The sequence below is a fragment of the Paenibacillus sp. 1001270B_150601_E10 genome (assembly GCF_015558675.1).
In the GTDB taxonomy this organism is placed as follows: Bacteria; Bacillota; Bacilli; order Paenibacillales; family Paenibacillaceae; genus Paenibacillus_B.
In genome coordinates this window covers 36,860-49,726 of the sequence record NZ_JADMOL010000022.1, presented here as the reverse complement: position 1 = coordinate 49,726, position 12,867 = coordinate 36,860, and the positions used below count along the sequence as shown (strand labels likewise).

General features: G+C 48.0%; 12 protein-coding genes. All 12 read right to left on the bottom strand.

Annotation, left to right across the window (positions count from 1 at the left end):
* Positions 1-135 precede the first annotated feature (135 nt).
* Entirely contained in the window at positions 136-2,262 is a 2,127-nt protein-coding gene (gene ftsH, locus I2H74_RS24235; RefSeq protein WP_195576861.1) for an ATP-dependent zinc metalloprotease FtsH, read from the bottom strand.
* A 91-nt stretch (positions 2,263-2,353) separates the two neighbouring features.
* Entirely contained in the window at positions 2,354-2,899 is a 546-nt protein-coding gene (gene hpt / locus I2H74_RS24230) for a hypoxanthine phosphoribosyltransferase (protein ID WP_195576860.1), read from the bottom strand.
* A 97-nt stretch (positions 2,900-2,996) separates the two neighbouring features.
* Complete coding sequence (tilS, locus tag I2H74_RS24225; protein WP_195576859.1) at positions 2,997-4,538, bottom strand: tRNA lysidine(34) synthetase TilS; 1,542 nt, start codon at positions 4,536-4,538, stop codon at positions 2,997-2,999.
* A 52-nt stretch (positions 4,539-4,590) separates the two neighbouring features.
* Positions 4,591-5,628 (bottom strand): protein kinase domain-containing protein, encoded by a 1,038-nt coding sequence (locus I2H74_RS24220; protein WP_195576854.1) that lies wholly within the window; start codon positions 5,626-5,628, stop codon positions 4,591-4,593.
* Positions 5,612-6,406: a vWA domain-containing protein gene (locus I2H74_RS24215; RefSeq protein ID WP_195576852.1), complete on the bottom strand. Its 795-nt coding sequence runs from the start codon at positions 6,404-6,406 to the stop codon at positions 5,612-5,614. The genes I2H74_RS24220 and I2H74_RS24215 overlap by 17 nt, the downstream gene beginning before the upstream one ends.
* A gap of 87 nt (positions 6,407-6,493) precedes the next feature.
* The gene (spoIIE, locus tag I2H74_RS24210) at positions 6,494-8,983 is read right to left on the bottom strand and encodes a stage II sporulation protein E (protein ID WP_195576850.1); all 2,490 of its coding nucleotides are present in this window, start codon (positions 8,981-8,983) and stop codon (positions 6,494-6,496) included.
* 490 nt (positions 8,984-9,473) lie between these two features.
* Positions 9,474-9,944 carry a S1 domain-containing RNA-binding protein gene (locus I2H74_RS24205; RefSeq protein WP_195576848.1) on the bottom strand — a complete coding sequence of 157 codons (471 nt, stop codon included), beginning with the start codon at positions 9,942-9,944 and terminating at the stop codon, positions 9,474-9,476.
* Positions 9,945-10,124: 180 nt separating this feature from the next.
* Positions 10,125-10,496, bottom strand: coding sequence for an FtsB family cell division protein (locus I2H74_RS24200; protein ID WP_195576845.1), 372 nt, complete (start codon positions 10,494-10,496; stop codon positions 10,125-10,127).
* Positions 10,497-10,508: 12 nt separating this feature from the next.
* The gene (yabQ, locus tag I2H74_RS24195) at positions 10,509-11,177 is read right to left on the bottom strand and encodes a spore cortex biosynthesis protein YabQ (protein WP_324254157.1); all 669 of its coding nucleotides are present in this window, start codon (positions 11,175-11,177) and stop codon (positions 10,509-10,511) included.
* Complete coding sequence (gene yabP / locus I2H74_RS24190; RefSeq protein WP_195576843.1) at positions 11,174-11,458, bottom strand: sporulation protein YabP; 285 nt, start codon at positions 11,456-11,458, stop codon at positions 11,174-11,176. Before yabP ends, yabQ begins: the two co-directional genes overlap by 4 nt.
* A gap of 79 nt (positions 11,459-11,537) precedes the next feature.
* A complete protein-coding gene (gene queF / locus I2H74_RS24185; protein WP_195576841.1) occupies positions 11,538-12,029 on the bottom strand; it encodes a preQ(1) synthase in 492 nt (163 codons plus the stop codon).
* A gap of 56 nt (positions 12,030-12,085) precedes the next feature.
* Positions 12,086-12,850: a 7-carboxy-7-deazaguanine synthase QueE gene (gene queE, locus I2H74_RS24180; RefSeq protein ID WP_195576871.1), complete on the bottom strand. Its 765-nt coding sequence runs from the start codon at positions 12,848-12,850 to the stop codon at positions 12,086-12,088.
* Positions 12,851-12,867: the final 17 nt, after the last annotated feature.

The window sequence follows — 12,867 nt, the reverse complement described above, 5'->3', positions numbered from 1 at the left end:
ATTCATCGGAATAACCAGAGGTTTTTCCAATGTCTATTCTATGGGGTGCACTTCACTAAAAAGACAGGGGTTTCTTTGATAAAGGTCTAGAGTGCACACTGTGCGCTCCTCCATATATACAAGAGAACAATTCTCTTATTGATCCTTCTTATCCTCGTCGGTTGAAGTTGGCTTTTGAACAGCTTCGCCATTCTCAAGCTTCGTCTCTGCCTTCTCCTCGACTTGAGCTGGCTCAGCAGGACGATCTTCAGAGGATGGCTCCTCTTTCGCCTGCTCTGCCGGCTTATCGTTGGAATCCCAAGCAGATGGTCCAAGCTTCTCTGGCTTGCTTACCAGATTCACTTTTACATCTCCTGTGTGATCCACCGTTTGTGTCTCACCGCCGCGAGTCTCGGACTTCGCCTCATCAGAAGAAGCGTCCTCCTTGATCTTACCTGTATCGATCAATTGCTTGATCTGTTCAAGCTCGAGCGTTTCCTTTTCAAGCAAGGTATTCGCGATCAGATGCACTTCGCTCATATGCTTCGTCAGCAGTTCGCGAGCACGATCATAGCATTCATTGATGATGCTTTGCATCTCTTGATCAATCTCATAAGCGATCGCATCGGAGTAATTCTGTTCATGACCAAGGTCACGACCCAAGAACACTTCGCCTTGTCGAGCACCGAATTGAAGCGGTCCAAGCTTCTCGCTCATACCGTACTCCATAATCATGCTGCGCACAATGCGTGTCGCCTGCTGGAAGTCGCTATAAGCACCGGTACCAATTTCTCCGATGAAAATTTCCTCAGCTACGCGACCACCCAGGAGTCCTGTTACTTTGTCCAGAAGCTCTTGCTTCGTCACGATCATACGATCTTCTTTCGGAAGCATAATAACATAACCGCCAGCGCGGCCACGAGGAACGATGGTTACTTTATGAACAGTATCCGCGTGCTCCAGGAAGTAGCCGATAATGGTATGTCCAGCTTCGTGATAGGCAACGATACGCTTCTCACGATCACTGATCATGCGGCTTCGCTTTTCTGTACCGACGATAACGCGGTCGATCGCTTCATCCACATCTTGCATCGTGATGTCTTTATGATTTTTACGAGCAGCAAGAAGTGCTGCTTCGTTCAACAAGTTCTCTAAATCTGCACCGGTAAAACCAGTCGTACGCTTCGCAATCGTACCCAGCTTAACATCTTTATTAAGCGGCTTGTTGCGAGCATGAACCTTAAGCACCGATTCGCGGCCCTTAACGTCTGGACGATCCACCGTAATTTGACGGTCAAAGCGGCCTGGACGAAGGAGCGCTGGGTCAAGGATATCTGGACGGTTCGTTGCAGCGATAATGATAATGCCTTCATTCGCACCAAAGCCATCCATCTCAACGAGCAATTGGTTGAGTGTCTGCTCGCGCTCGTCATGCCCGCCGCCTAAACCGGCACCGCGCTGACGACCGACAGCATCGATCTCATCAATAAAGATAATACAAGGTGCGTTCTTCTTCGCATTCTCAAACAAGTCACGAACACGGGAAGCACCGACACCGACAAACATCTCAACAAAGTCCGAACCGGAAATGCTGAAGAATGGTACGCCGGCCTCACCTGCAACGGCACGTGCAAGAAGCGTCTTACCTGTTCCCGGAGGACCACTTAGCAATACACCCTTCGGAATGCGCGCACCGAGTGCTGCAAACTTGCGAGGATCTTTTAAGAACTCTACGATCTCAACAAGCTCTTGCTTCTCTTCATCTGCGCCTGCCACATCTTCAAATGTGACACGTTTCTTCTCTTCATTATACAAACGGGCACGGCTCTTGCCGAAGTTCATGACCTTACCGCCGCCACCTTGCGCTTGATTAAAGAAGAAGAAGAACAGGATGAACATAATAATGAATGGAACAAAGGAAGTCAATAGCGTAAGCCAAAGGCTCTGCTCCTTCATCTTATCCATAGTAAACTTTAAACCAGGATTCGACTTGCTTGCATCCATGACCTCTTGAACAGCCGGACTTGTATCCGGAATATACGTTACGAAGTCAAGAGATTTAGCATCAGTCGGCTTATCCTTATATTTACCCACCACTAAATAGGCTCGGCCTTCGTATTGCATCTTGATGGTATCAATATTGTTGGCTGCGAGCTCTTTACGAAACTGGTCATATCTTGGGGTATCTGTGGCTTCATTGCCGCTTCCGATGAATTGGACAATCCCAACCACAACTAAAAAAAGAATCAGATAAAAACCAGAATTCTTGATGAACCGATTCATCCCCTACCTCCTCTCAAAGACACGAAAATATTGTATCATAGCACGTATTACCAACTCAACTTCATCGGCTTACAAATGGTAATTATACGTACTATTTAGCATCTGTATAAATCTCTGGCTTAAGCACCCCAATATATGGGAGATTGCGATATTGCTCTGCGTAGTCCAGCCCATAACCTACAATGAACTCATCAGGAAGCACGAAGCCTTTATAATTTGCTTCCATGTCCGTTGTACGGCGCGCAGGTTTATCAAACAAGGTCACAACTTTTACGTCGCTTGCCTTGCGACCTTGAAGAACCTCGATCAGATAGCTTAAGGTGAGACCTGTATCAATAATATCTTCTACAATCAATACGTCTCTGCCTTCAACTGATACATCAAGATCCTTGATAATGCGGACCACACCAGAAGACTTGGTTGAAGCTCCATAGCTTGATACCGCCATGAAATCCAGCTCAACAGGTACATTCATACGCTTCACAAGATCCGCCATGAAGATAAACGCGCCTTTCAATACACAAATAACAAGCGGTTTTTTTTCTGCGTAATCTCTGCTAAGCTCCTCACCCAACTCCTTCACACGGGCCGCAATCTGTTCCTCTGTAAAAACTACTTTCTCAATGTCGTTATGCAATGATGGGACCTCCTAGAATAAATACTGATTAAGCTTATGAATAATGCCTATGTGTAAAAATGCTGCAGATCCATAACCCTGCCCCGTTATCCATGAGTTAAGATAAGGAACCGGGCTCCAATCTGATATGTACGACTGAGCGAGTAGCCGGTCCGATAAGGGCGATGTCGGATCGTCTTACGCCAGGCAGCCATACAATCTGTCCGCTAGCGTCAACAAGAATAGGCATGATATCGCGAAGAGAAGGCGGGATTTTGGCATCAACGAACATATCTTGCACCTTTTTGCTGCCATTTAATCCTTGCACTCGCATCCGATCTCCATGTTCTCTCGTTCGAATCCTCATCGGCCACTGAATCGCATCCGCATCGAACACTGCATCAAGGTGACCTGTCATCATGACGGAATCAGCCTGATTCATCGCCACTTCATTCCATATAATCTTGCTTGGATAACTGGAGTAGAACATTTCTCCGCTCCCTCGCTCGATTTCAAAATGAACTGACGCGGGCTCTGCTCCTTCTCTCTCCTTTAGCAGCCAAGCAACATGATCGTATTCTCTAACGGCAATCACATCATTGCCAACCACTTCACGCCATGTTGTCTTGTTGTCTTGTATCTTAAGACGCAGGCGTTCAATCGTCGAAAAGTCCGCTTGCCCTGCTTCCAGAAAGAGATAATTTAATATTAGTTTAATCAATCTGCGTTGTAAAGCAACATGTACCGATAAGAACAAGTCACGCCCTATCAAAAAGCCAGCTTGATATTGCGAGGTAAAAGTCTTTAGCAGCGTTAGGTTGGCTGACCTTTCTGTAGATGGAGTCATTCCTTTGATGCCAAAGGCATGCACGTGCTTGGCAAACAATACCTCAGTCTCCTCTTGAAGCCAGTCATCTTCTGCGCCCATCATCTCCGCCAGCTGACCAAGTGCTTCCGTAAGGCGAGGGTTCTCTTGCTCCATTATCGGCATGATATCGAGTCTAATTCGATTGCGCAAATACCCTCTCTTCTCATTGCTGCTGTCCGTTGCGTAAGGTATGCCATGTGTATGGCACCACGCTACAAGTTCTTGCTTTCTTAATTGAAGAAAAGGGCGAATATAGCGAATCCCCTCTTCTTCCCTCAGCCACGATATGCCACGGAGCCCACTGCTTCCCGCTCCCCTAAGCATATGCATGAGCACAGTCTCCGCTTGATCGTCGGCATGATGGGCAAGTGCAATCGTATGACTATTGTATTTCTTCGCTATATCCTTTAAGAACGAATATCGAAGCTTTCTTGCGGCGGCCTGCGCATTCATTCGTTGCTCTTCGGCATAGCCAGGAGAGTCAACCTGAATCATTTCAAAGGGCAAGCCTAGCCTTTCCGCAGCTTGTTGAACCAGCGCGGCCTCCTGCTTTGATTCCTCCATGCGGAATCCATGGTGAACATGCGCCACGACGAGACTAGAGGGACTGTCTGTCAACTGCTTTAGCGAAGAGAGCCAATGCATAAGCAGCATGGAGTCAGGACCTCCAGAGACTGCAATGACAATGGGAGAATCATCCGTAATAAGCTGATGACAGCCTGTCTGCCTCTTTACGTCGAGTACCCATTGCTCCCAAGCGTAATCTCTGTTTGTTTCTTCGTGTGGTAACATGCCTCGTCCTCCTAGTTTATTTAACCCGTATCTATAAAAATTACTCATTCTATCATATACCTAATTCAACATTTGAACCAAAGAACATATAGATGAGACTTATGATTAGCAATAACGCGGATGCAATGAAGGACCAACGAAGCCAGCGCGGGGTAGGTCTGGAAGGAGAAGCGCCCGTTCGAACGATTCGGCTGCTTAGCTGCTTCCATTCTTTAAGTGCTTCTTCTGTGGAGCTGAAGTTCTGATAGATCGCCCGGCGAAGCCATGGCTGATACGGATTTAATGCCTTGCATTCTGCCGCTACCTTTAACAGATGCCCAGGCTCCCGAAGCTGCGGGAGCGTGCTTGCTACTTTTTTATGCAACAATCCTTTGCTTAATAGATGAATAACCATAACTGCATAAGCGAATAAATCATAGCAGTAGTCGGCTTTTCGTGTTCCCGCATTCCAATATCCGCGGTCATACCATTCGGTAAATTGACGAATACTGTCCCCTTCCTTCGTCAAACCGCCATAGTCAATCAAGTTTACCTCGCCATATGTGCCAATCATAACATTATCAGGCTTCAAGTCACCAAAGACAACATGATGTTGGTGCAAGTGAAGAAGCCGCTGCAGCAGCTTCTCCCCGATAATCCCCATCCAATCATTGCCGTTCTTCAGAATAAACTTGGATAGTGTCTTGCCCGGCAAGTACTTCATGACATAGAAAGGTAGCTGTTTACCTTCGATGTCCGCATCATCTGCCTCAATTAGATAGCGGCTGCTTATACTGACAGGCCTCCCTGCATCCTTGGCAGGCTTTAACGCCTCAAGCGCCTGCAACGCGTTAATCTCGGATTGGAGCTCAAGTGTCTCGTATCCGATCTTTAGCGCATAGGCCTCCTGATGCTTGCCAAGTCTCGGAGCAGAACCTCTCTCCTGATGCACCAGAAATACAACACCGTTAGCGCCCTGACCCAGCAAGCGAACAATTCGGTAAATGTGGCTATTCCATTTTCCAATCACACGATCTCCTGGCATCAGCCCGACCGATCGTCTCTTCTTGTCCTGCTTGCGGCTTGGAGGCCGCTTATACGATGTAGTCACTCCACACCCCGCCTGTTCCCGTTTCTTTATATGCTATCGAGGAATCCTCGCTCAATTTCTCCAAATCATTCCTACTATTATACTGATAATAGTCTACCACGTGAAGCAAAGCTGGTCCCGTAGGAGTTGTTCCACGCATTTGCATGCGATGGAACAGCTTCTTCACACGATCCATATCGGTTGCCCAGTCCATATCAAGCACGGCCGGCTCTCCTTCATGGGAGCCTGGGAAGTGAAATACCGATAATTCACTTCCTCCCCTTCTTGCTTTTAGACTAAGCATAAGATCGCGGATGGCCTCCTCCACCGCTGCAAGCTTGGGCTTCATGCTTGCAGAAGCATCAATGAGCAGAGCTACCCGAAGATCCATCTCCTCGCTCATCTGATCCATCACCTGTACAACTTCTCCACGTTTTGCAGGCGGTAGGTCTGCTAAGGAGTATTCATTTGAACGTGAAGCATCCTCCTCCAACTCTTGCTGTAAAATATGCTTTAACTCTCGATTCACTGCTAGGTGAATCGTGTCCATGACCGTCTTCCTGGTCATCATCTGAATCGTGTAGGACAGCTCCCTTGCGTTGACGATTCGGCTCATTCCGCCTCCCATTCTCGCAATATCCTCGATCTCGGCCTGTCCATACTGTCCTATCGTGCCTTCGTCTATAATGCCTACAACATTGACCATGATTCCCGCGGCGTACGCCTCCGCAGCAGCTGCTGCCGGTTGAATCCCCACATTGGAGCATCCATCCGTAATAAGTAAGATTTGCTTTAACATAAAAAGAACCCTCCTTCATCATGAACCTAGAATCTAGTTCTAGCATTCCCTGATTTGAGAGGGTTTAATCGATAGACTCCTGCGAATTCAGCTTACGGTCAGTGGACGCTCCGCATGCTCCCTTGATGCCCAGTTCAGCGTAGACCATTCCGGCATATGACGATCCAAACGGGTCACAATGACAGACATATCATCCTCAATTCTCCCCTGTGCCTGTCGTATGACCGTATCCAGCAGAAGATCGGCAATCTCCTGCGGATCATCCGTGTCTAACTCCCCAATTAGACGCTTCAGCCATAGATCTTTATTAACGGCTGGACCTGGCGCGTCATATACACCATCTGTCATCATAATAAGCAGGTCTCCAGGCTTCATATTCATATGAATGGATTCCACATCAATGTCTTGAATAATGCCGAGCGGTAAATTACCTACCGCAATAGGCCGCACCTCCCTGCCGCTTTTTATAAAACTTGGCGTCGATCCGCTCTTCATCATGGTCGTCTTGGCGGTATACAGATCTACAATCGCCAGGTCAACTGTCGCGTATACTTCATCAGGCGACCGCACCATCAGGAGAGAGTTCACCGATTGTATAGCGAGCTTCTCATCCATCCCAGATTGAAGGAGCTGCGAAAGCAGTGTAAGCGCCGTTCGGCTTTCCATACTGGCTCTTTCTCCGTTTCCCATCCCATCGCTTAAAGCAATGGCATACTTTCCCCCTGCAAGCTCCTGTGCATGATAACTGTCCCCCGATAGGACATCTCCTCCTTTGGCGGCCCACGCCATTCCGACTTGCACCTCGAAAGACTTTGCCGATACAAACGTAACCATGCCTTGTCCACCGTGCTCCTCCGACCGGTTCTCCTCTCTGACCGATATTTGCTCGCCTAAGATATCCGACAGTAATGGGGCAATAAGCTTACGGCATTCGTCATATCCTTCGGTAAAGGAGTGCACGAGTTCAATTTCCACATGTCCTTTCTCTAGTGAAATCACCTCAACTCGATTAACAGATAGTCCAAGCTCCTCGATCGCTTGGCGAATTTGCTCCTCTTGCAGGAACATTTGTCTCCCTTCCCGATTAATTTCTTTCACAAGATCATCCATAACCTTTGAAACACCGGCAAGCTGCTCGGAAACAAAGGTGCGGCTGTCATAGATTTGCTTGCGCCAATTCAAATCCTGATGATATCGATCCAGCTGTTCCTTCATGGCCGCAAGCACCTGCGGCGTCTTAGTGCAGGAATCCTTCCATTTCTTTGAAATTTGCTTTTCCTTAAAATCAGGATGCTCCTCCACAGCCTCCATCATTTCATTCATCCAAGTGACCGTTTGCAAATAACGGCTGCTCCAGCACGCATGCTGCTTGGCGCAGCTGCCGCATGTCTTCTCGCATACGGCTCCAATGATTCCGTTGTAGTCTTCCTCCTTTCGCCTTAGCTCGCCCGCTCCCGCCATCTGTCCGAAGCTTGCAGACAGCTGACGGAACAGCTCCGAGAACTGCTTGACGCGGTCGGCAGTCATATCTCGAACTCTTCTCGCATAATCATGTTGTGACTTCACATGTTCGTTCGTGCCCGGAATATATTTGGCTAGCGTGTCCATAATGACCCGCGGCGTCAGTATAAATAACACGGCGGCTGCGATGGTTTCCCATGTGGATGCCAGCACCTGCTCAACGGGCCCCAAGTAGACCGATAGAATCGCTGTACCAAGCAGCATGCCAAAGGCAACAGCCCATCGCTTGCCTTCCTTCATCAGTCCTGCAAGCAGCCCTGCGAAGGCAAGGAGGCTTAGCTGAAGCATGGAATGGGGCTCAGCAAGGCTCAGGATAAGGCCAAGAATGACCCCAACGGCGGCCCCAAGCGGAGCTCCGCCTACAATGGCAAAGAGCATCACCATGTAGCGCGACAGCACATGATCCACTTGCATGCCTTGAACCATCCACCCCACTGCTCCTGTCATCATGCATGCGAGCAAGATGAACAAGCAGACAAGCTCCTCTGATTTGAGCGTATAGTTGCGTTTATGAAGAGTAAGAACCGGCAATGCTTGTACAAAGACTAATGTCAGCACTAGGCCAAGAACTGCATCTGTTACGTCCATTAGGATCGGATACCAACCAAGATTGCTGCTCATAAAAGTAGTAAATAGATGAACAGCTAGATTCGCAAAGAAGACCATAAAGGGAGCGAAGTTAATCTCGCTCTTCTCATAAGCTTGAAGTCCCCGATGCATCAGAATAATGATGAGAAGCTGCATCGCAATCATTAAGGTTGTAGGCTCTGCTGCAAATAAGCTGCCTGCCAAGAGCGAAGTTCCAATCCAAACCGCGAGGTCCCGTCTTGTGAAGTACATGACCGCAAAGAATGCGGAGGCGAACGGGAACAAGTCCTGCAGAATGACGGCTCGTCCCAATAAGAAGCCTACGCACATGAACAAAATGGTCCACTTACGCGTTCCGATCAACTGCTTAAAGCGTTCGTATCTCCATTTCTTAGCCCCTTTGTCCATTCCACGTTCCTCCTTATCTTCATTCCACATTTGTTTCGGAAACGGAATTACCTTGCTCATTGACCAAGCACCACCTATTCTCAGTTTCTTGTGCCTCTTATTATAGGAGCACGAATAGGAAAGGTTTGTCAGAATATCGTTAGTCTGTAAAAAAACTTTCCGACAGGTATTGAGGTTATGTCAGGAGAGGGGCGAATCGGCTACTGGCAAGGGACAAACATAGTTGCTTTCCACTTCTTATCAGGAAGCTTTGTCACAATTTCGAAGGTCAATAAACGCTAATCGTCTTCAAAAACCCTTGAAGGATACGATTATTAGGGGGATGTTGTCGCAACTTTCTTTCGCGACGACAAAAATAGAAGGCATGGACCGAGAACCATTGACGTTTGTCAATTCATGAACTACTGGTTTCGGCTGTGCTGACGAATGCTGGTCTTTCTGGACAGGTTGCTCGGGATATAGCCGGAAATAGCAAAAAAGCTGCACCAACGGCTTGAACCGTTGTGCAGCTTATTCATACCTACATCAAGCAAGAGCGATTAGATGGTGATTACATCCGACGTGCGCCGCGGCCGCCGCGCTTGCCTTCCGTGTTCTTTCTTAACGAGGAGATGCGCTCTTCACTGTCTTTAAGGAAACGTGACATTTTATCCTCAAAAGAAGGGGCGTTATACGATGATTTACGTCCTCCACGATCTCGATTTCCAAATCCCGGTTTGCCTCCATCTCTGCCACTTGGTCGATCTGGACGAGGCCCACGTGGCGGTCTTTGCTCGGATGCAGGCTTATCAACAGCTTGCTTAATAGACAAGCCGATCTTCCCGTCTTTGTCCACGTTAATAACTTTGACGGTGACGACGTCGTCAATTTTTAGATGATCATTGACGTCCTTGACGTAGTTATCGGCAATCTCAGAGATGTGAACGAGTCCCGTGACACCTCCCGACAGATCCACAAACGCTCCAAAATGCGTAATACCTGTCACTTTGCCTTCTAACTTGGTGCCCACTTCAATTGTCATAAAATAAAACGTTCCTCCCTTAAAAAGTTAAACGGCGTAAGGCGCTGAACAATTGCAAAATCGCCGTAGTCCTCTTGTAAAAGAAAACGACGGCATTATTCAGATCGATACACAGCTTATGTCGTGATTATACTGTAGCAGGAGAGCTTTGGTCAACTGACGGCTGTCCCGTTTTTTAGCCTATTCATCTTGTTTGCGAATGAGAATTTCATCCGGTCGCAGCATTCCTTTGCTTCTTGCAATATCAAGGATATATTCTTCCGTATTGAGCTTGTTCACTTTGGTCTGAAGCTCATCACGCTCCTGCAAGGCTTCAGAATGAGCCTGCTCCTGAGCAGAGTACTCCTGCTTTAGCTCCTGCATCTTAAGCATCTGGTTAACGTATGTATAGACCCCCCAGCCGCTAAAAACAACAACAAAAGCAAGCCACAGCTGTATCCGCCGTTTTGTGCTTTTTTTAACGGAAGAAGCCTGCTGCTTCTCATTCGAAGATGACAGCAGTTCTGCTTGACGCTGTGTTCTCCATTGTGCTTCGGGTCTCGATCTAGACATGCATTAACCTCCTTACTTGTTCGAATGACGAAGCCATTTCCAAATTCGCTGTAGGATGTCTCGCCACCACTTCATTACCCGCTTCGATCCATCTGAAACAGCTTGGACACAACGTTTCAGACCTGTCCAACCTTTTAAGAGGCGCTCGGTCATTCCGAAGCGATTCCACAACGGCATCACAAGAGGTGCAAAAAGCCAGCGTATGAGCCACCATAGCGGCTGAATACATTTTAGCACAAGTTTACCTAGGAACATAGCGACACGCAGCACAAAACGGCCTATAGCAAGCAAAAACAGTGCCAAAGTCTTAATTGGAACGATGATAACGACATATAGCGTGCGAAGAAGGAATCTTACGACGGCTTTTGCAGCTTGTACCATCCATGTCGCCACGCTTACCGTCGCTTTGCTAAGCAGCAAATAATAAGCATAAGCGCCTACAGCAAGGCCTAAGAAGATATAGAATCGAAGCTCTCCCTGATTACCTTTGACAAGCATTTGGAACACGAACCATGTCGCGGCGAGCCAATAGACGACATCAAACAACGGCAGACTCCACCTTGGAAAGCGAAGCTGATGAGCGACGACACGGTAACTGTCATAGACAACGCCTAAGGTGACACCGCTAATCAGCATCAGGAGCAATGTCATCCACTGGCTGTATAGGCTTAGATGACTCACTTGAATAACTTCCCGAAGAAGCTTTTCGATTTGTTCTGCTGATTGCCGTCTAGATAGGTCAGGGAGTTGACCAAGCCTTCAATAGCTACAATGCCTTGCTCAAGATTCATATTCTTAATATGCAGATTCTGTCCGCGAATGGTGAGGTACCCGCATTCGGTCTCAAGCAGAAACTCCTCACTATCAAAGCTTTCCACGCTATTGATTCCGCTAATCTCCAGCACCTTGCGGTTCATCATCTTCATTTCCTGCCGCTTTTGCGTCTTATTCATCTCATTCATAGCATGTACCCCTCCTTCTCACCAATAGATATGAAGGAGAGGTGCTAGAATAGAACTTGCAGATGAAGTTATTTTGCCTCTATCGGTTGTCTACCTTCTCCGGATACAGGTCATGCTGCATCAGGCGCTGACGGGCCATATCCTCATACACGGTCCCTGGGCGTCCATAATTGCAATAAGGATCAATAGAGATCCCGCCGCGAGGCGTAAATTTGCCCCATACCTCGATATAACGAGGGTCAAGCAGTTCAATCAAGTCATTCATAATAATATTCACGCAATCCTCATGGAAGTCGCCTTGATTGCGGAAGCTGAACAGGTAGAGCTTCAGGGATTTGCTTTCTACACACTTCTCATCTGCAATATAGCTAATGTACATCGTCGCAAAGTCCGGCTGGCCGGTGATTGGGCACAGGCTCGTAAATTCCGGGCAATTGAATTTGATAAAGTAATCGCGATAAGGGTGCTTGTTAGGGAAAGATTCCAGCACCTCCGGCGCATAGGTGGATTTGTAGCTGGTCTGCTGCCCTAAGTGGGTCAGCGGAAGCTCCTCATGTGAACGTCCTGCCATCGTAGTCATCTCCTTAAGATTCAAAAGTATTCATATATGCTGAGCATGCTCGGGCCTTATACGCCCCGCTTATTCCCCCATACAAGGGTATGAAGCTGAGGGAGCACCTTCGCATCGTTCAGCCTTGACTCGCTCGCCACTTGGTCAATCAGCCACTCATAGCGTCTCAGCAGGCTGCTAACCAATTCCTCGTCATTGGAAGAAGCGACATCCGGATTACCGGTCTGAAGCACAAAGGGAACAACAGGATAGCGCTCATGGATGCCAATGGCGTACTCAAGGTCCTTTTCATCGAAAATAACGACCTTCAAGCATACCGAAGTACCCGCTTCGGCTAAACGCTCCATCATCTCATCGAGCTTCTGATAGTCTGTAATCATCCCAGAGCTCGGCGGCTTAGGCGATACCGTCACATCATCAATCTGCGTAAGCCATGGCTGCCACTTGGAGCCTTGTGTTTCGACGGCCGTACGGATTCCTTTCTGCTTCAATAGGGAGACGAGCTCACCCAATGAGGCAAGCAGAGCGGGATTGCCGCCAGAGATGGTAACATGAGAGTACCGGCCGGATGCAAGGCTCTCCAGTTTCTCCATGATATCTGCTGCACGCAGAAGCTCTATTTCCTCCTTCGCGCTTCCATCCCAGGTAAAGGCAGAATCGCACCAGCTGCAGCGATAATCACAGCCAGCTGTCCGAACGAACATCGTCTTCTGCCCAACAAGTGCCCCCTCCCCTTGAACGGTAGGTCCAAAGATCTCAAGCACGGGAATCCGCGCTGCTTTACCAGCACTCTCGTTACGATCTTCTGTGCCAAGATTCATCACGTTATTGGATATGT

What these genes read in the sequence shown, in the direction of transcription:
- spoIIE (WP_195576850.1), bottom strand. Translation starts at nt 8,983, where the DNA reads ATGAGCAAGGTAATTCCGTTTCCGAAACAAATGTGGAATGAAGATAAG.
- tilS (WP_195576859.1), bottom strand. Translation starts at nt 4,538, where the DNA reads ATGTTACCACACGAAGAAACAAACAGAGATTACGCTTGGGAGCAATGG.
- I2H74_RS24200 (WP_195576845.1), bottom strand. Translation starts at nt 10,496, where the DNA reads ATGTCTAGATCGAGACCCGAAGCACAATGGAGAACACAGCGTCAAGCA.
- yabP (WP_195576843.1), bottom strand. Translation starts at nt 11,458, where the DNA reads ATGAATGAGATGAATAAGACGCAAAAGCGGCAGGAAATGAAGATGATG.
- queF (WP_195576841.1), bottom strand. Translation starts at nt 12,029, where the DNA reads ATGGCAGGACGTTCACATGAGGAGCTTCCGCTGACCCACTTAGGGCAG.
- I2H74_RS24205 (WP_195576848.1), bottom strand. Translation starts at nt 9,944, where the DNA reads ATGACAATTGAAGTGGGCACCAAGTTAGAAGGCAAAGTGACAGGTATT.
- ftsH (WP_195576861.1), bottom strand. Translation starts at nt 2,262, where the DNA reads ATGAATCGGTTCATCAAGAATTCTGGTTTTTATCTGATTCTTTTTTTA.
- I2H74_RS24215 (WP_195576852.1), bottom strand. Translation starts at nt 6,406, where the DNA reads ATGTTAAAGCAAATCTTACTTATTACGGATGGATGCTCCAATGTGGGG.
- queE (WP_195576871.1), bottom strand. Translation starts at nt 12,850, where the DNA reads ATGAATCTTGGCACAGAAGATCGTAACGAGAGTGCTGGTAAAGCAGCG.